This is a genomic window from Arthrobacter sp. CAL618 (assembly GCF_000468215.1).
In the GTDB taxonomy this organism is placed as follows: Bacteria; Actinomycetota; Actinomycetes; order Actinomycetales; family Micrococcaceae; genus Arthrobacter_D.
Map to the genome: position 1 here is coordinate 1 of NZ_ASZW01000257.1, position 18689 is coordinate 18689.

17 protein-coding genes are annotated in these 18689 nt (G+C 62.5%); 7 read left to right on the top strand and 10 right to left on the bottom strand.

Going from position 1 to position 18689, the window contains the following annotated elements:
* Window positions 1-92: 92 nt before the first annotated feature.
* The 10 genes from K728_RS0115820 to K728_RS0115865 form a co-directional block, all read right to left on the bottom strand.
* Window positions 93-521, bottom strand: coding sequence for a hypothetical protein (locus tag K728_RS0115820; protein WP_024477293.1), 429 nt, complete (start codon window positions 519-521; stop codon window positions 93-95).
* A 362-nt stretch (window positions 522-883) separates the two neighbouring features.
* A complete protein-coding gene (locus K728_RS0115825; RefSeq protein WP_035748384.1) occupies window positions 884-2086 on the bottom strand; it encodes an IS110 family transposase in 1203 nt (400 codons plus the stop codon).
* 540 nt (window positions 2087-2626) lie between these two features.
* Window positions 2627-3163 carry a ParB family protein gene (locus tag K728_RS0115830; protein ID WP_156911360.1) on the bottom strand — a complete coding sequence of 179 codons (537 nt, stop codon included), beginning with the start codon at window positions 3161-3163 and terminating at the stop codon, window positions 2627-2629.
* A 65-nt stretch (window positions 3164-3228) separates the two neighbouring features.
* Window positions 3229-4056 (bottom strand): ParA family protein, encoded by an 828-nt coding sequence (locus K728_RS0115835; protein WP_024477296.1) that lies wholly within the window; start codon window positions 4054-4056, stop codon window positions 3229-3231.
* A 1091-nt stretch (window positions 4057-5147) separates the two neighbouring features.
* Window positions 5148-6938, bottom strand: a complete 1791-nt coding sequence (locus tag K728_RS0115840; protein WP_024477297.1) for a hypothetical protein — start codon at window positions 6936-6938, stop codon at window positions 5148-5150.
* Between the two features lie 422 nt (window positions 6939-7360).
* A complete protein-coding gene (locus K728_RS0115845; RefSeq protein ID WP_024477298.1) occupies window positions 7361-7591 on the bottom strand; it encodes a hypothetical protein in 231 nt (76 codons plus the stop codon).
* Window positions 7592-8003: 412 nt separating this feature from the next.
* Window positions 8004-8825 (bottom strand): ParA family protein, encoded by an 822-nt coding sequence (locus tag K728_RS0115850; protein WP_051317716.1) that lies wholly within the window; start codon window positions 8823-8825, stop codon window positions 8004-8006.
* Window positions 8826-9033: 208 nt separating this feature from the next.
* Window positions 9034-9342, bottom strand: a complete 309-nt coding sequence (locus tag K728_RS0115855) for a hypothetical protein (RefSeq protein ID WP_024477300.1) — start codon at window positions 9340-9342, stop codon at window positions 9034-9036.
* Window positions 9343-9352: 10 nt separating this feature from the next.
* The gene (locus tag K728_RS0115860; protein ID WP_024477301.1) at window positions 9353-10123 is read right to left on the bottom strand and encodes a hypothetical protein; all 771 of its coding nucleotides are present in this window, start codon (window positions 10121-10123) and stop codon (window positions 9353-9355) included.
* Window positions 10120-10848, bottom strand: coding sequence for a hypothetical protein (locus K728_RS0115865; RefSeq protein ID WP_024477302.1), 729 nt, complete (start codon window positions 10846-10848; stop codon window positions 10120-10122). The genes K728_RS0115860 and K728_RS0115865 overlap by 4 nt, the downstream gene beginning before the upstream one ends.
* 174 nt (window positions 10849-11022) lie before the next feature.
* Between K728_RS0115865 and K728_RS0115870 the strand changes: the two genes are divergently transcribed.
* Genes K728_RS0115870 through K728_RS0115900 form a run of 7 tightly spaced genes read left to right on the top strand, consistent with a single transcriptional unit; the run spans window position 11023 to window position 17525 of the window.
* Window positions 11023-12141, top strand: coding sequence for a transglycosylase SLT domain-containing protein (locus K728_RS0115870; RefSeq protein ID WP_024477303.1), 1119 nt, complete (start codon window positions 11023-11025; stop codon window positions 12139-12141).
* Window positions 12138-12779 carry a hypothetical protein gene (locus tag K728_RS0115875; protein WP_024477304.1) on the top strand — a complete coding sequence of 214 codons (642 nt, stop codon included), beginning with the start codon at window positions 12138-12140 and terminating at the stop codon, window positions 12777-12779. The genes K728_RS0115870 and K728_RS0115875 overlap by 4 nt, the downstream gene beginning before the upstream one ends.
* Window positions 12776-14344 (top strand): hypothetical protein, encoded by a 1569-nt coding sequence (locus tag K728_RS0115880; RefSeq protein WP_024477305.1) that lies wholly within the window; start codon window positions 12776-12778, stop codon window positions 14342-14344. Before K728_RS0115875 ends, K728_RS0115880 begins: the two co-directional genes overlap by 4 nt.
* Window positions 14344-15750 (top strand): MinD/ParA family ATP-binding protein, encoded by a 1407-nt coding sequence (locus K728_RS0115885; RefSeq protein ID WP_024477306.1) that lies wholly within the window; start codon window positions 14344-14346, stop codon window positions 15748-15750. The genes K728_RS0115880 and K728_RS0115885 overlap by 1 nt, the downstream gene beginning before the upstream one ends.
* Window positions 15747-16355, top strand: a complete 609-nt coding sequence (locus tag K728_RS20260; RefSeq protein ID WP_024477307.1) for a DUF6668 family protein — start codon at window positions 15747-15749, stop codon at window positions 16353-16355. Before K728_RS0115885 ends, K728_RS20260 begins: the two co-directional genes overlap by 4 nt.
* 14 nt (window positions 16356-16369) lie before the next feature.
* Window positions 16370-16675: a hypothetical protein gene (locus tag K728_RS0115895; protein ID WP_019481169.1), complete on the top strand. Its 306-nt coding sequence runs from the start codon at window positions 16370-16372 to the stop codon at window positions 16673-16675.
* A gap of 40 nt (window positions 16676-16715) precedes the next feature.
* On the top strand, window positions 16716-17525 hold the full coding sequence (locus K728_RS0115900) for a hypothetical protein (RefSeq protein ID WP_024477308.1): 810 nt from the start codon (window positions 16716-16718) through the stop codon (window positions 17523-17525).
* The last annotated feature ends 1164 nt before the right edge of the window (window positions 17526-18689 follow it).

The following is an 18689-nucleotide window of genomic DNA, read 5'->3' on the forward strand; positions in this document are numbered from 1 at the left end:
ATCCGAAGGAATCTCAATGATGTTGTCAACGAATTATTTGGGTTGCTTCTCCGGTGTCCTGGCCCGCTCGGGGCCAGGACACCGGAGGGCCTCTAGCCCGTCCAGCCCAGGTATGGCCTGCGGTCTGCGTCCGGCAGTTCGCCTGCCGTTGCGGGCAGGACCTTAGGGCCGTCGGACTGTCCCATCAGCCAGTGGAAGAACACTTCGGACGTGAGCGCTTCGAAGCACGCGGCCTGACTGCGGAACCAGTGCTCGTGCGTGTCGCCCTCAACGTAGGTTCCGTAACCGAAAAGTTCCTCGGAATCGTCGCGGGCGCGGGCCACGGCGAAGACGATCAGCGGCCAGGCTCCGGCATCCCATCCCTCAGATCCCCAGTTCGGCAGGGCTGACCAGCCGGAATCTTCGAGGGTTTCCATCCAGTCATACCCATCCCCCATCCGATCATCGGCGGGAAGTCCGGGGACGGTGACGGTTTCGTCGGTATCGGTGGTGTTCGTACGGGTCATTATTCCAACGCTCATGCGGTCGCTCCTCTAGTTCACAGGGCGGGAAACGTTCAGTGACCAGCACCCGTTCCCTCTTCCCCACCATGTTTTTTGCCTGCTGGCGGAGCTTGCGGAGCTGTGTCCGACGGAGGCGGTGCCAACCTGTTAGGGCAAGCGGTCGGGAGTTGGTGAGGAAATAAGCGACGTAGGAGCGCCGAGGCGAGTCACGCCCGCGCCGCCGGCCACAGGCCGGTTGAACAGCCGGAGCGGGCACGTAGAATCCAACGGACAGCAGCAAAAAAATGAAAGACAATGCTTCTACTGCCCGAGCGACAGCGAGGACCTTCCTGATCCGGGAAACGCCCCAAACGTTTCTGTCATGGCCGCGACGGCGTTTCCTAGGCGGGCGACGGACTGGGGTTTCCTGGCGGCTCGTAGGCGGTTCCATCGCGGAGCATAGCCCACAGGACGTTGAGCCGGCGTCTGGCCAGGGAAAGCACGGACTGAACGTGAGTCTTGCCTTCTGCACGTTTGCGGTCGTAGTAAGTCCTGGACGCGGTCGAACTTCGCAGACTCGACATAGCCGCCATGTAACAGGCCCGAAGAAGACGCCGGTCATATCGCCTCGGTCTGTGGTGGTTGCCCCGTATCCGACCGGAATCTTTCGGCGCCGGCGCGAGACCCGCGACTCCGGCAAGCCGGTCGACGCTTTCGAAAACGGACAGATCACCGCCTATAGCGCCAAGGAATTCCGCTCCGAGCAGGGGTCCGAAGCCTGGCATGCTGAGCATGATCTCTGCCTGGTGGTGTTCGCGGAAGCGCTCGGCTATCAGCGTGTCCAAGGCGTCGATCTGGTTCTGAATATCCAGGACTTCCTGCGCGAGCTCGGCGACCATCGGCGCACCGATCCGCTGGGCGGCAACGGTGGTGTACTGGGATTTCGCGGCCGTTACGGCCCTTTCTGACACATCGGCGCTGCTGCGGGCGCCCTGGCTACTAAGCCAGGCGTGAAGGCGTTTCTGTCCGAGCCGACGCAGCGCATCGGGGGTCTGGTATCTCGTGAGCAGCAACAGCCCGGCCTTGGATCTGCTGTAGTCAAAGGCCTGTTCGAGGGCGGGAAAGTATTCCAACAACTGTGCACGCAAGCGGTTGATCGCGCGAGTGCGGTCGCAGGCCTTGTCCGTGCGGCGGGCGGTAAGGATCCGCAGATCCACGCTGATGTCATCCCCGGTACGAACCGGTTGCAGATCCCGACGCATCCGGGCCTGGTCAGCGATCACCGCGGCATCCTTCGCATCGGTCTTGCCGTCCCCACGGTAAGTCCTAGAAGCGTGATGTACCGTGCGTCCTGGAATGTAGAGCACGTGCTGGTCATGGGCTACAAGCAGTGCGATCAGCAGTGCAGCCCCACCGTGGTTCAGATCCACGGCCCAAACCACCTCTCCCCCACTATCAAGCGCCGCGACGCTTCCCATCAAATCCAGCAGATCTGTCTCGTCATTGGCCACCCTCTGAGAGAACAAACGGGCTCCCTCAGCGTCAATGACCACGCAGTGGTGATGGGTTTTGCCGGCGTCTATCCCGGCCCACAGTTGCGACAAAGCGCTCTCCCTTCATCGTTCGAATATGAAGCCCAGCAGATAACCTCGCCGTCGTGTCCTTATCCAGCGATCATCTTCTTGTCGCGTCTCTCAATCAGCGGTCGGGCCATCGTCGAAGCAACAGGCGGCCAATCCTTCGAAGCCGTGACAACCGTCCGGCACAGCAGCAAAAGCCATACCCATCACCCCTGGGTAGCCAAGACACTACAACTGCCCTGCAAACTACCTGCTCAACAACATAAGGACAGCAGCAAAAAGATCGTTGTTTAGGTCTTCACAGCCCGAACGTAAAGAGGTCGGCCTGGTTGACCTGGTGAAATGACTGATGCTCCAAATCGTGACAATTTGTAAAATTGCCTGCTACCTCGCACGGGGAATCTGACCTTTTGCTCATGACACTGTGATTATTGTCCCCGCTCGGACCTTATACAAAAGCCCATCCTGCACGCCGCGGCCACGATTTTTGCCGGGCATTCACTACAGCTCGCGAACGCTACGCAACCGACTACGTTACCGCCACCTTCGATCCCGAAACGGAAGCTAGCCGTCGACAGGCCTGCCGCGAGGCATCTCGTTCGGATCAGTACTGAACGGCTCACCGTTGTTGTACAGCTCCTCCAGACGGGTGCACTCCTGGTCGATGAGCGATGAAATGAAGTCAGACAATGACTTGTATTTGGTCAGATGTCGTGTCTCTAGGTAGGTCGAGCGTAGCCTGCGGTGACTTTCCTTGGAGTGATAGAACGAGTCCTTGACGGGCTTGTCCTCCGGCGATTTCGTCGCCGGAGGAGCAACAACTTCAGTAGGCGGCGCGGCCGCAGCCGCAGCCTCTGCAACAACAGCAGGTGTAGCAGCCGCAGGCTCCGTAGCGGACGATTGAACAGCCGCAGGAGACTGCGGTACTGGCGTGACCACGGCAGGAGCAGTCTCTTCCACAGCGGCAGCCTGCTGAGCGAGCTGCTCTGCAGTCGTGGGGACGACAGCTGACGCAGGGGCAGGCTCCGCCGCAGGCTCAGATGCGGCCTGCTGTTCGGCTGTCATATCTTCGACAACGCCGCGCTGTGCAGCCTTTCCCAAGCGTCCGCGTTTCAAAGCATCGAGAGGGTTCGTGCCTCCTCCCCTACTGGGGGCCGGCTCGGTCCTCATGCTTCGCTTTCTTTCCAGATCGCTTCGGCAAGCCGCTGCAGGTCATCACGAAGCGGCCGGGTGGCCGATCCGAAGTTCCTCAGGGGTTGCGCTGCAGCCTGTGCCCTGGCGAATAGCTCGCGATCTGGGAGATGAGGTGTGAGCACTGCATCACCGAAATCTTTTTCGACCCGGTCGATCCAATGGACCTGGTCGCTGCGACCTTTGCGGACCTTGTTGATGACCACGCCGATGACTTCGATGTCCTCATTGAGGCTGTCCTGGACCTCACCGATGGTCGCAACGATCTCGGTCAGCCCTTCGACTGAGGACACACGCGGCTCAGTCACTAGCAGAGCATGAGTGGCAGCAGTGAGTGCATTGATGGTCAGGAGCCCGAGCGACGGCGGGCAATCGATAAGGACGATGTCGAACACATCGGTGACGCCCTTGAGTGAAGTCTTCAACCGGTGCTCTCTGGCCATCATGGAGTCGCGCTCCCGGGAGGCAAGGTTTCGCTCGGCCGCGATGAGGGAGATGGGCGGGTAGTCCTCCCCCTGCTCCGTACGAGGCAGCCAGGCTTCGCCCGTGGAGATGATGGCGTCGGCAGCGATGCCAGGTGTGATCTTCTGGTTCTGCTCCGCGTCGCCGTAGAGGACGTCGTTCAGAGTGAACTCAGGGTTGTCGATTCCGAGGGCTGAAGTGGTATTCCGCTGAGGGTCGGCATCGATGACGAGTACAGTCTTGCCCAGATTCTGCGCAAAGACCTCGGCCAAACCTGTGACGAGGGTGGTTTTACCTACCCCGCCTTTCTGGTTGCAGACCGCTATCACTCGTGCCGGCATGTCCCGGAACCTCTCTTAGCCAAATGGATCGTTGCAGCACCAAACCAGCGGGTAGCAAAAAATCCACCGGCCGGCACCGATGTTCACCAGAGTAGCCTCGGGGTGACTCCCCTGTGTGAGCCACGCCCGGTGCAACTGGAAACAATTTCCAATTGCAACCCTAACCCTAATACCCCTATTACTGCCGTTCGTGTCATCAGAAGTATTAGGGGCATTGGTTCTATTGCAGCTGTTGGATCCATGCGCGCCATTAGGGGCTTTAGGGGCTTTAGCGGCTTTAGGGGCATGAGAGTCGACCAGGGGAGACAGCCGATTCTTCCATGGAATGCACTCATCACCCCTAATAGGGGTATTACTTCGATTGGTTGCTCAAGAGTTAATACCCCTGTTAGGGGTGTTGTCACCGATAGATGTGTTAGGGGTATCAACGGTGCGCGGTCTGGTTGTATCGGACACCTGGACGCATGACGAATCGGTATGCCTGGCCCCGATGAGCTAGTGACCCCAAGCGATCCTAAAAGTGTCCTATCAAAGCGAAGGTCCGAGGTACGTAGCTTTCACCCCTAATACCCCTATTAGGTCCATTTCAGGTTATAGGGGTGTTGTACCTGTTAGGTGCGTTACGGGCGTTAGGGGGAATAACCCTGTTGTAGGTGATGCCTGTGTTGTGGGTCATAGGGGCTTTGACTCTGTTGTGTCTGTTAGAACCATCAGGGGTATCAGTGACAACACACCATTACGAAGTCTGTCAGACGTCGGGTGGGCTGTCGTAGTACCAATGGGTGTAATAGGGGCATTAGGTGCCTTGGCACTGTTGTCACCAATGGTTCTAGAGGTGGGGGAGTGGTAGGGCTTGGAAGGTCCTAGTTGACGCACCCGGCGCCCAACGTGTTCATTCAGGGGACAGGAGACTGGAGGGGTTGGCCAATCCTGCGCGGGCAGTACCTAGGTGGGGGAGTGGCTAGCCCAACCAGTCGATCCCTCCTTAGATTGAAATGGGACCGTTAGAACCTTTGCTTCCAATAGGGGCATTAGTTTTGTTGGGGCTGTTAGAACTGAAAGTTCCAGAGAAACAGGCTGATGGGGAGCGGTTACCCGCTGCGGGCAGAGAAAGCCAAGTCCGCAAGTTCCCAGTCATCAGATGGTCTTTCGTAGACATCCCAGGGGTAGTCCTCACCGGGGGAGAGGGGCTCAAGGGTAGCCAGGATCCGTGAACCCAGCCATTGACGCCAGCGTGCTCGTTCGGCGCGGTGGCGGGCTATCTGGGCGTGTACTTGGTCCATGACCCCGAGCTGCTCAGCGATGAGGTCCAAGTTGGCGGTGACGTTCACTGACCAGGCGCCGGCGGGGGAGCGGGTGGCGAGGTTCCAGGCGGCTAGTATCTCAAGGGCTTCGCTCACGGCGGTCCGGCTCATTCCGGTGGCTCGAACCAACTCGGCGGTGGTGCAGAGGAGTGGGGCTCGCTCAAGTTCCTCGTAAATGTAGGCAGCGGGTAATCCAAGCTCACGGAAGGCGGCACGGAGCGCATGAATCTTGCCCTTCCTCCATGCCAGGCTTCCCGCTGGTTCGATCAGGTCCTCAGGGATGGTGAGCATGTACTGGTCGGCGTGGGTTCCTTTGCCGCGCTCGATTAAAGTAACGAGGGCATTCGGCTCGCTTCTCAGCTCTCGAAGATGGGCGGCGACGGTGGTGTGATCCTGGCCGGTGGCTACGGCGTAGGAACGAGACCCGAACTCAATGAACCTACTACCTGTCATCCTGGCGGCCGCTCCCATAGCTCTAAGCAACATCCTGCGGACCAACCCTGCCCTAGACCCCTGGTAGCGGTGCTCCACGATAGTAAGGGCATTGCGCCAGTTGAGGATGAATTGGTGCTCAGCGGGACTTCCGTTTGAAGTACCGGCAAGAAAATCACCGCCCTGTAACCCTGCCCGGTGTGAAGGGGGCTGGCTTGTGGGGGAATTATGGTCATAGGTAACCTTCGCCAGATCGGGCTGTTTCTTCTCGAGCTTTCGCTGGGCCTGGAGGAACAGAAGAGCATTGTCCCAGTCGGCCTTCATCGACTTGAACCTGGACTGTGTCCGGTAGCGGCTGTAGAACTGCGCGAGGCCTGGCCAGATCCCGGTGCGTGCTCGCAGCTCGACGTCGGTGAGTTTCATCCCTGAAGCCGCGGCCGCAGTGATGACAGCCATTCGGGCTTCGGACGCAGAGGGGTAGCGGGCGGTGTCGTACATGCCGTGCTGGGCTATGTCGAGGATCCTGTGGGAAAGCCCGGTGATCGGCAAGGTGTCCAGTGAGCGGTCTTCCTTCACCCCGGTGAAGGCACTCGTGTATGGCTCGACGCTGCGTAGGTGTCGGACGGCCGTGATCTCTGCACGCAGGTCCCCGACAAGGGCCTCCCACACATCGGCGCTGTTCGGGCGACGGACGACGTCGTAGGCCATGTTCAGGCTCATATCCAATTCCTGGTAGCCACCGGTCTTGTGCCTGGATCCGGGAACGCGCATACAGCCTTGCTTGAGGTTCTGGTGCTGCGATTTATCCAAGCTCGGGCAAGCGGCACCGAGGGCTTCAACCAGATCGCGGGCCTCCGAGAATCCGACACGCTGAGCTAGTGGGATGTAAATATGACGTCCACCAGTGGGGGAGTGATCGGCAATCCAGCGGGCTCCGTGACGGTGCAACCAGCTGGTCACACGGCGTACGTCGGCATCCACCTGGGATTGCCCTGCAGGTGCCACATCGAAGTCCAGGAAGATGGCCGCGCAGGTTCCGTCGGGGCCGAAAATCCTTACGGCAGCAGGGGCTGAGGGCAGCTGATCGGTGAGGTCCCGTTCGCTGTTCGCGGGGTATGACTTACCGCGGTCACGGGAAATTTTCACCCGCGCCTGGCCGGCTAGCGGGCGTGCAAGAGCGTTCCAAGCTTCGGCTGGGGTCCCGTTGACGGGCGCGACACGCGGCAGAGTGTTGCCGTGATGGTCTGGAAACGCGATTGAGCGCTGCTGTACTATGGCAGTAATCCCTTCAGGGGGATAGGTCTAGGACCTTCCGTCGTGATGGCGGACAAATGAGGACTCTGGCCCTCTTGCGGTAACTCGTAGGAGATCTGAAGTACCAGCTCTCCGGAGCTTGGTTAGGGCCTAAGTAAATAGAGCTTCGGTTCGGTTACTTATGAATCACCTTTCCTTTCTTTGGTAGTTGGTTGTTTGAGATTGGCTGTATCCGTCTAGCCGGCAAAACTTGCCGGATACGAGCNNNNGAGCCACAAGCTTGGAAGGCCCGCTTCATGCGGGCCTTCACTTGTTTAAGAGGCCATTCGCCCTAATGGAAGGGGCTGCTGAATGTCCAGGTTGCTGCAGTCACGTTTTTGCAGGTCACGGTCGACCATCTCCGCCAGTAGGTCGCTGACGGTGATGCCTTCGGCCTTGGCAATGGCAACGACAAGGTCGCGGCGTTCTCGGGGTAGGCGGGTCCCAACGAAAATGCGGTCGCCCTTGCTGCGCTGCCCGCCCCCGCGGTTTCCTGTTGCTGTCATCGTCTTGTCCTTTTAATCTCGTGCCGGGGGACCGACTGGGCGGTTTACCTCGGCCGCCATGCTGACCGTGTGAGATGTGTTGCTGTTTCCAGTTGACATGAAGCTATCACGCAAGGCAGTCGAACTCTGGGACCGGATGCAGTTTCCAAAAAGTCCCGACAAGCTTTCCCGGGATGCCCGGAAAATAGGGGCATTAGCGTCATTTTGGTTGGTCCCTTATTCCGCGCGGAGTTTCCAGCAGAACCGCCTAATGGGAATAATGCCCCTATTCCCCGAACCCGCAACATTGGGGCCGTTAAATTATTTTCCCCGGCGTGTCGGATGCGGCGCGGCGGGGGAGTGCGGCTTGAATAAGACCCTCGCTTCTGCACCTGTCTTGGTGAGAAAAATATCGCGTGATCGTGTCCCATTGTCACAGTCCTTGCGCTACCGCGCCGGCTGCGGCTGGCCAGGCGCGTTGTGTGGCTGGTTTTAAGGCGGTGTGTCGGATGCGTCCGGCTTTGAGTGCCTGGTCATAAGGAACGGTGACCACGCGGCGGACCAGTGGTGCGAAGCCGTCAGCGATACGGCGGGCTTCGTCGCCGTCCTCGGCTTTCCACTGGGAAATGATGACGACGGCGTTTTCGGCCAGCTGTGCTAAGAGTTGGTCTCGTGCGGCGAGGGTTTGCAGGGTGAGTTTCGCGGCCTCTGCGCGGTCCTCCATGGTCGTTGTGGGGATCACGAGCTGATCGGTGTGGCCGATCATGGCACGCCAGTTCGCGGCCCTTGCGGTGTTCCCTGAGTCCATCACGATCATGCGGTAATACTTCGCGGCCACGGAGTGAACGGCGTCCACCTCATCAGCGGAGATCTCGTGATCTCCTTCGTCGTTCTCATCCGAGCGCAGCACGTCGTACTTGTCCTCGGTCTGGTGGTGCACATAGTGGGCCAGCAGAGCGTTGTGCACGGTGGGGGAGAGCAGTTGATCTTTATCGCGCAGCAGATCCATCACGCTTGACGTGTGCGGGCCTTGCTCGGTGCGCCAACCGAGAGTGCCTTGGTTCTCGTTGTTGTCCCACGCGAGGACACCCCCGCCACCGTAGCGGGCGAACACTGCCGCCAAGGCTGCCACGGTCGGGGTCTTGTTCGCGCCGCCTTTACGGTTCACCACGGCGATAGTGCGCGGTCCCGGCCAGTGCTGAGAGACAGCGTGAATGTCGGCGCGTTCGGCCACTTCCGATTCGGAAGGGCTCATACGCAGACCCATCCGGCTCATGGCACCACGGAATCCGCGGGTCGCTGGCTGCACCACCGGATCACAGACCAATCTAAAGCCGGGCCTAGGGGCGGCGTGTCGCGTGGCACTTCCCGGCGCAGTTGGTGGGGCTGCATCTATCTCCTTATCGAGTGAAGGACTGTACCAATATGGCACAGTCCTTCGATTCAAAGCAATTAGTTCGTCGCTAGTTCTTCCATGCCCATCGAATCAGCTTCTCCTTAGCATCCTCTGCCGGGACGTCGATCGACCTTGAGTGGAATGCCTCTCTAAAGAGGGTTCTGACCGACTTGGCGGTACGGAAATACTGGCCATGTCTGTCGATTCGACGGGCAGAGACGCCGAGGTACCGGGCGGTCTCTTTGCGGTTCATGCCGGCCTCGATGCAGATTCTGACGGCACGGAAGATGACGGCGTAGGAGGCCTCGTTCTCGGGATTGGCCTTGGTCAGGATGCGCTCTACAGCGATCTTGGCCTCTGGTGGTGTCTGACTCATGTTCTACTCCTCACTTGATCGACAGGCCGGTATCGAATGTCTTGCGTGCCAGCTGGCGTGATCTGGCGAAGGCGAAAGCCCACAGTCCGAGGACGACGCAGGCTGTCGATACGTGCGTGACCATCTCGAAAATGTAGAACGCTTCGGCCCCTGCTCGTAGTTCCAGCGGGTAGCCGATGACGCGTGCCATCGAGAGGACGAAGCCGACGAAGATCAGCCTCGAGGCCAGCCGGCCGAAGCGCAGGGGGTTCCTGCGGCTGTCCCGGAGGACCGGCAGTAGGAGGGGCCCGAGCACGTAGGCGGTGTAGGCGAGGACGATCCCCTCGTTCCATTCCACCGCGGGCTGATCTTGGTATAGCTCCAAGCGGGGTGACGCCTCGGGAGTGTCCGCTATGAGGAGCGTGATGAGCACCCCGGAGGCCGCAATCACGCCCGCCAGGGCGCCGCGCTTTCCAATGATCCAGCTGGTGGCCGTCTCTGAGCCGTAGGCGATAGCAAGGTGAAGGCCGAGGACCGCTACAGCTGTCATGGCGCAGCATTTGGCGATGAGGTCGGTGCCGTTGGAAATAGGCACGAAGAGTTCTAGGACCTGGTAGACACAGGGCATGGAGAAGATGTAGGCCGCGGTTAGCAGGATTCCCATGAGGGCCAGCCGGCCGCTGGGTCGCAGCAGTGCCCGCGCCCCTTCTGGGGTCGTTTTAGACGTCAGTCGGTGGAATGTGAGGCCGCCGAGCAGGATCAGCATGAAGCTGACTGAGATGGCGTAGATGCTGTCGTTCATCCGATCAGATCCGTAAGTTTCTCCGCGTATTCGAAGGCTTCCTTGCGCTGCCGGAGGCGGCGCTGGAGGAGATTCAGCCGTTGCTGGATGAGTTCGACCAGGTCCTCGTTTTTCATCACCATCAGGGCCGTCTCCCGGATGTCCTCGGGCCAGTCGCCCTCTTTCATGGTGATGAGTCCGACGACGACAAGCCCCGCGACCATTGACGTCCCGCTGACCCGGGCGGCAGTAACCGCCTGGATGGGGGTGAGCTTGTTCTCCGAGAGCTGGCTGAACAGGTAGGTGATCGCCGTTCCCGTCTTCTCGGTCACGTCGTGCCGGACGTCGCCGGTGTCGATGGCGTCGATCCACGCGCGATGGGAGCCGTCGTGGGGAAAGTCGATCTTGACCTTGTCATTCCGTGGGAACAGGTCTTCGTGGAAGCGGTGCTGCAGCTCGACCATGAGGTCGGCGTGGTGGACCTGGCTCAGGACTTCCGCGGCCGTTGGTGTGCGGGGCCGACTGTCGAGGTCTTGGTACTCCTTGAAGTCCGCCAGTGCCGCGATGGGATCAATCCCGACGCCTCGGGCCACGCCGACGACGGTCGATTCCGGGACGTTACCGCGCCGGATCTGGTTGCCCACTGTGACGCGATGCAGCCCGGTCAGGCGGCCCAGCTCGCTCGCTGATGTGGTGATGTCGCGTCGTTCGAGCCATTGCTTGAAGTCAGAACCAGAAACAGCCACGGCACCTCCTTCAAGGGAGCACTAGATGGGCACGGCATACACGTATAGCCACGATGTCATAATCTAAGCTAGTCTAATAACTAAGGAATTGGCATCAGCTTTCTTCCCTACCGTTTTGATTTTACCGGGCAAGTCCTAACCAGTCTGTGTCCGTCACACCCGGGGGAGGTAATCATGGACGAAGACGAGAAGCGCGGAGCGTCACCGCTACTGGCCCTGGTGATCCTTGTACCTCTCCTGGCGGGACTGCCCGTCGTCGGCATCGCGGGAGCTGCGATGCTCACGCAGACCGAGGAAAAGCCTGCTGGGTGCGCCGTCTCCGCAGTAGGTGAGACCGCCGGGGGCATTACTTCGACACCAGCGATCCCGAACGGCTGGGGTGACCTGGTCGACGCCGCCGCGAAGACTGCCGGTCTGCCGGTGAGCGTGGTGGCGGCGCAGTTGAAGCAGGAATCAGGCTGGAACGAAGGCGCGCGGAGCCCTGCAGGGGCTCAGGGCGTGGCTCAGTTCATGCCCGGCAGCTGGGCCCTGTACGGGGAGGGTGGGGACCCGTTCTCGGCCGAGGACGCCATCCCTGCCTACGGCCGCTACACGGCGGCCCTAAAAGAGCAGGTGCAGCCGCTGGCCGGTGACGACGTTGACCTACTCGTACGTCTGACCCTCGCCGCCTACAACGCCGGTCCCGGTGCTGTGCAGGCAGCCAAGGGCATTCCGGCGTTCACGGAGACCCAGCAGTACGTCGAGAAGATCCTTTCGTCCGGACAGGGCGAGGTTTCCGCCGACTGCACGGCACCAGCGGGCACTGTCGCATGGAACGGTGACCTCGGCGATGGCGAGTGGACCAACCCACTACCGGGTGGTGTTTTCACCTCCGGCTACGGACACCGAAATATCCCGGGCCTGCCCGCGTGGGCGCAGGACCACGTCGGGGTAGACCTCGCGACCCCGGGCGCCGGAACCGGCACTGGCGGCCCGGTAATCGCACCGACTGACCTGCGGATCACCGGTTTCAACGACAAGGACGGGTGTGTGATCGCCAAGGAGGACGGCGACGATCCCGATTTCGGGTTCGCGTTCTGCCACCTCAACGCCTACAGCGTGGCTGTGGGGGACAGATTGAAGCGCGGCGACGTCGTCGGCACCGAAGGCAACAAGGCCGGTCTCGGGCTGGTCGCCACGCACCTACACTTCGAGATTTACAAGCCGGAAGCACCGGAGGTCGTCTACCCGTACCAAGGCTGGAACCTCGACCCAGAGCCGATTCTGAAAGAGAAAGGAGCGTGGGTACGATGACCCGTCGCTCACACACCTACCCGTACCGGGCCACCGCTCTCGCGGTCTCGATGATCGCCCTGACCAGCTGCGCTGCTGACGCACCCGCATCGGAAGATGCAACCCCAAGTTCCGCGCCGACCACCGTCTATGGGGGCTCCTACATTTCGCTCCCTGCCGATGAGGTTCTGGGCGGGAACACGTTCGCCTCCCCGGAGGATGCCGACCGTTCCGACGTCGACTCGACCGCCCGCGTGGCGGCGCTGATGCTGCACTCGTGGGATACGGCGGTGGATCGCACGGAGACGGCGGCCGCGGTGCGCGCCATACCCCTGATGAGTGCGGAGTGGGCGGCGAACCAGGTGGAGCCTGAGCGCAACGCGAGCAACGGCGAATGGCTGGAACCAGCCGAACACGGTGCTTACAGCGTTCCCCGCGCAGTTCCCGCGATCGGTGACGCTGCGCAGGACGTCGCCCCGGACAAGGCCATTCGGGTCCTCGACGTGACGTGGCGCTGGGTCGCTCGCGACGAGACGCCGCTAACGAGCGGCGGTCACCGGCAGGTAACCGTCTACCTCGAGAAGACAGAGGACCAATGGGACGTCGTCGGACACCAGACCCGTGACATGACCGCCTCAATCACCGGGGAGGGCAAGTGACTCCTGCAGTACATTCCTGGCCTGTCATCCGCCTCATGATCGGCGAGGGCCAAATCGTCGCGGACGCGAACGGCGACGTCTTGACCTACCCGGTGCTCGACGAGGCGTCCGTAGCCGACGTCGCAGCCGACGCAGCCGCGGAAGCGTGCCGACGTCTGGGCCTTACTGTCTGCCGAGTGCAGGGCCACACCGACGACGGCGAGGTCTACGAAATGATCGTCGACGCCGAACTGGGCACCCTCGAAGAACGAGAGGACACCACCCCCGTCGGCGGCGGCACAGGTACGGGCACTGCGCGTACCGGATCGAAGGCTGCACGCCCCCGCACTTCTGCACGCCGGAAGGCTGTGCTGTGGGGGAGCGCAGGCGTCCTGGCGGTCACAGTCGGGTTCAGCGCCTTCTACACACTGCAGGACAACACGGCCGAGCCTGTGGCGACCGTCTACACGCCGCCTCCCGCGCAGCTGCCGGTTCCGGCTCCTGCCGGGTGGGACACCTACGGTGACTGGACGACGTCGATGACCGGCTCGACCGTTCGGGCGATCCTGGATTCCTCCGGCCAGCCCGTGAGCGTGGACGGCTCGAAGCTAATCGGCCATGACCCTCGGACGGGCGTGGAGCGATGGACGCGCACCGCACCGTTCACGGTCGAGCAGCTCGCCTTGTTCACCCTCGACGGACAGTCCAGGGTCGCAGCCGCAGCCGCCCGCGAGCTGGTCCTGTTCGGCGACGGAGCAGACCCGATCCGCGTCGACGTTCCAAAAGACGGAACGATCGTCCTGGGCGGCGGTACAGCTCCTCGGGTGGACCTGCCGAACAAGCGGACCCTGATCGTCGCAGCCGACGGCAGTACGGCGGCGCGGGTGGTCCCGGCGTCCGCGGAACCCATAGAAGCCCTCGGCGATGATCTGGTGGCGGCCGACTCGCGCTCCGGACGGATTTGGCGTGTCACGCAGGACTCGGCAGCCCTCCCAGCCCCGGCGAAGCTGCTTGCACCGTCAGCCGGAGCGGAACTGGTCACGGTCCTTGGATCCGTGAACGGGACGGTCGTCGCGGCATGGAAGACCGACGACACCACCACCATCGGCTTCTATGCCCTCGGGGACACCACCGACGCGACGGAAGCGACGCAGGTGGGCATCGTCGACGTCGAAGGAACCGACGTCGCCACCTCCGGTATTCAGGTGGACCGGGAGAACGGCCTGCTAATGGCCGGCACCATCCTGGTCGACGTCGACGCGAAGCAGGCCCACCGCCTGCCCGGAGCCGGGAAGCTCGCCGCCGGCTACGCCTGGGTGACCACCAACACCGAGCAGCTGCGCATCAACGCGCAGGGCGTCACCGAGACCACAACCGATGCGGCCCGTGCGGCGATCCCCGACGTCATCACCGACAACGGCAAGGCAATCACCCGGGCCGAAGGATCCTCCACCGGCCTGCTGTATGCGCTGACACAGGTCGCACCCCGACCCACCGCAACACCGAGCCAGTCCCCTAACCCGTCTTCTACTGCGACTTCTACTCCGAGCCCCACCTCGACCGTTTTCCCGAAGGAGAACCCCTGATGAGAATGACCGCTGTCATCGACCCGGCCGGCACCCTCGAGCTTGACCTGGGAGGCGAGAAAACCACCTCCCCATACCCCTCGGTCATGGACGCCCGCCGCTCCGTCATGAGTACCGCAACTGACCTCGCGGCCGAGACGAGCACCGCAACCGAACTGCACATCGAGGACCCGTCCGGCTCCCGCACGATCCTCGTCCAGACCGACGGCGTCATTGTCGAGCAGGCCGTCGATAGTGAACCGACGGAAAGCGGCCCAGTACAGCCCGCCGCCGCAGTCGAGCCTGCGGCGTCCCCGATCACGCCAGCTGTGCCGACCGTGCCGGAGGCAGCGGCGGAAGCAGCAGCGCCCGTCGCCGCTCCTGTTCCCACTTCCGTTGAGGATCCTGTGGCCACGGAAGCGACGGCACCGGAAACCGTCGCTCCATCAGCTGTCGTACCGGCAGTCGTACCGGCAAAGACGGTGGATCCGCTGCCCACCCGCAGGACGGCGATGCCGTCGTTCGTCGACCGGCCGGACGCCGATTCACCGGCACAGGTCGGGGTACGTGGTCTGCTGAATCAGTTCGGGTTGAAGCTCGCACCGTCACCGGTGGAGCTGGAGCAGCGCCGGGACGAGAAGACCGTCTCTCAGCACTGGGCCGGTCCCCGCACGATCACGGTTCTGAACCCCAAGGGCGGGGCGGGCAAGACGCCGACGGTGATCTGCCTGTCCGCTGTGTTCGCCCGCCTCGGCGGTTCCGGTGTCCTTGCGTGGGACAACAACAACTCGCTTGGCTCCCTAGGTTGGCGGACTTTCGATGCCGGCCACGAGGCGACGGTGGTCGACCTCCTCAAGCAGACGGACTACTTCATGACCGCCGGCGCACGGGCCGGGGATTTGGCGTCCTACGTCCACCACCAGCCCTCGGACCAGTACGACGTGCTGAGAAGCGATGACCGGTCGGCTGCGAAGAAGCGGCACGAGGTCACCGGCGACGAGGTCCACCGCCTCTACTCGGTGGCCGCGAAGTATTACCGGCTGATCCTCATGGATTCGGGCAACACCGAACGCGGGGACAACTGGGAAGCCATGATTGGGCACTCCGACCAGGTCGTCATCCCGGTCAAGTCCGTCGATGACGCCGCCGAAGGCGCGTCCCGGGTGTTGAGCGCCCTGCGGGCAGGCAACGAGCACGCGCAGTCGCTGGCGGACCACGCCGTGGTGATCGTCCTGGGCTGCACCCCATCGCACGGTCCGGCGAAGCTGAATGAGCTGGCGGAGTCATTCCGCCCCTTCGTGAAGTCGGTCGTCACGGTGCCCTACGATCCATCACTGATCGAGGGCCGGATCCGGTTCTCCTCGATGCTCCCGCAGACCCGCCGCGCATGGCTCCGAGCCGCCGCGCAGATCGCGGAGGGACTGTGACCGTGACCCCGCAGCGCAATCCGTTCGTCCACGAGCCGGAGGTCGAGCCGCAAGAAGACCCGATCGACGATGACCCGATCCTCGGGCAACGCGAGTCACTCAGGGGCCCGAAGAACATTCAGCAGACCCTCGCCGCAGAGCCTGTCGAGGAAGAGGAACCAGCGGCCCCTGTCGCGGTGACCAACGCGACACTGTGGCTGGTCGGTGCGTCCGGTGGCGTCGGCACCAGCACCCTCGCGGGTCTGTGCTCCGAGAACGTCGTCGATGAATCCGAGCGGAAGCCGACCTGGGCAGGCCGGGCCCTGTTGGTCTGCTCCACCAGTGCATCCTCCCTCGAGGCCGCGCAGCAGCTGGCGCGTAAGTCCGCTTCGGGGCAGCTGCCCTACGAACTGGTCGGCCTCGTGATCGTCCACGACCGACCCAAGAACCGGCTGACGAAGCCGACCCTGGACTTCGCGCGCGGGGTCGCGCGGATGTTCCCGGTTGCCATGACGGCACCGTATGAACCCTCGTGGCGCGAGGTTGGCGTCACCCCACAAGCTTCCGGGACACGGCTGAAAAGCGTGCTCCGGAAAATCGAAAAGATCGCCCGCTCCGGGCACTGAGAAAGGGAACTCCCATGTTCGGAAACACTCTGGCAGCACACACCCTGACCACCATCAACGCGCTCACTCCGGTTCGTGAAGGATCGCTCTCGGCTCAGACCTTCACCCCGACGCAGCCTCCCGGCACCGAGGGCCTGACGCAGGTTATCGGCTGGGTCCTGTGGGGCGCGGGCCTGGTCCTGTTCGTGTTCTTCATATTCGGTCTCGTCTCCGCCGGTAGGAACCGCCGGCAGGGCAACGAGATCGAGGCACCGATCTGGCCTATGGTCGCTGCCTGCCTGCTGGGCGCTTCGGGTGCAGTGTGGACTGCAATCACCTGAGCGAGAACGCCCACCCATTTGATCGAGAGAAGGACACACGATGAGCACACAGGACACCACACAGGGACCGAAGGCCCGCCCGAAGTGGTTTGGCGCCGCCCTAATGCTGCTGGCCCTGGTGCTGGTCGGCCTCCTCGCGTGGGGTTTGCGGGTATTCCTCTTCCCCAACAATGACGAACCGGCAGCAGAGCCCACTACCTCTGCTTCGCAGACAGCGCCATCGTCTGCCTCGGCGTCCGCGTCCGCAGGACCTGTCGTGGACGCGGACGCCGCGTGGGACTGCCAGTCGGACCTCAACAACGACGACGTATCTGTCGCTGACAGTGCTCCCACCGTCGAGGAATGGGTAGCCGGCGGATACAACGTCATCCCGTTCTCGGAATTCGGCGGCTGCCAGAAGCAGCCCTCCGGACTGAGGGTCGGGTACGCGCACACTGAGACCGGATCGCTCATGGCCGCAGCCACCTACTCCGTCGCACTCGATCCTTCCGTCAGTGATGAAGCGGCGCAGGACCTCGAAGTGGCGATAGCGGAAGGATCTAACCGGATCCTCCTGGGAGAGCGAGCACAGCGCATCCGGGACGGACTCGAGCAGAGCGATGACACCTCTGCCATAACCCGCCTGACCCTGCTGGGTTATATCCAGAACAGCTACACCGACGAGGCAGCGTCCTACCGGCTGATCTATTCAGCACCTGATGCCTCCGGTCTGGAACAGACACTCATCGCTCAGGTCGATCTGGTGTGGGAGGACGGGGACTGGAAGCTCGACCCAGCCTCCGGCACCGAATTGGTAACCGGCAGTCGCTATCAAGGCCAGCCGTACGTCCAGTGGGGACCCAGGGAGTGATTGGTTGGGCTGGAGACCTCCTGGAAGGTGTTGCAGGTAGCGCGATTCAGAAGCTGATCCAGTTCCTTGCGAGCTGGCTGGTGCAGGTTCTGACGGAGATGATCAACTTCGTCGGTACGTGGTGGTTGAGAATCGGTGCACCGGATATGGGTGCGGGATCCGCGACCGACCGTATCCAGCAGTCGACGCTGGTTTTTGTCGGCATGGCCGGTGTCATCGGGACAGCGTTCGCGCTCATCAAGCTTGCCCGGGACCAGGACCGTGCCTCGACCGAGAATCTGATCATGGGCATGGTGCGGACCGTCCTCACTACGGCGCTGGCCGTTCCGATGGTGGGCCTGCTGTTCGGGGTCACCGACGTCCTCGCACCGTGGCTGGTAACCACGATTTCGGGCTCCGCGCAGGAGGACGGGCTCGGGTCCGCGATGGGCCTGGATGCTATCGCGGGAACCACGATGACCATGCAGCTCGCCGGCATCGTCCTGTTCGTCGTGCCGCTGGCCCTGCTCGGGGCGATCATCAATGCGGTCATCGTCATCTTCTCTTACGGTGCGGCGATCGCCCTGTGCGGGATCCTGCCGATCTTCGCAGCCGCATCGCAGACCGAGCGCGGCCGGAAGTCCTTCGACAAGGCTGTGGGTTGGCTGGCAGCCGTCGTCCTCTTCAAGCCTGCCGCAGCGATCCTGTACGGGGCGGGACTCGCGCTCCTGAAAGGCATCAACGGCAGCGCGGACAACGAGCTCGGGAACACCGCGATCGGCCTGATCACCGGCCTCGTCATCATCAGCAGCGCCTGCATCGCGATGCCGGCCCTGGCGAAGGTTCTCGTCCCTGCCGTCAGCGCAGGACCGCAGGGCATGGGAGCCTCCGGCCTGGCCATGGTCGGCGGCGCCGTCGCCCTCGGAGCAATCACCGGAGGCGTGGGTGCGGCCGCTGGTGCAGCGGCCGCAGGTGGCGGTGGGAGCGCCGCAGCAATCACCGGTGGAGGGGCCGCAGCGACGNGAAGCGGCCGCAACGGGTGGAGGGGCCGCAGCAACTGGCGCAGCCTCAGCGGCGGAAGCTTCTGGCACCGCCGGTACAGGGGCAGCAGGGGCAGCAGGAGGATCCAGCAGCAGTGCGGTCCCAGCAAGTGGAGGTGGAAGCGGCGCGACCGGCGCCGCGACG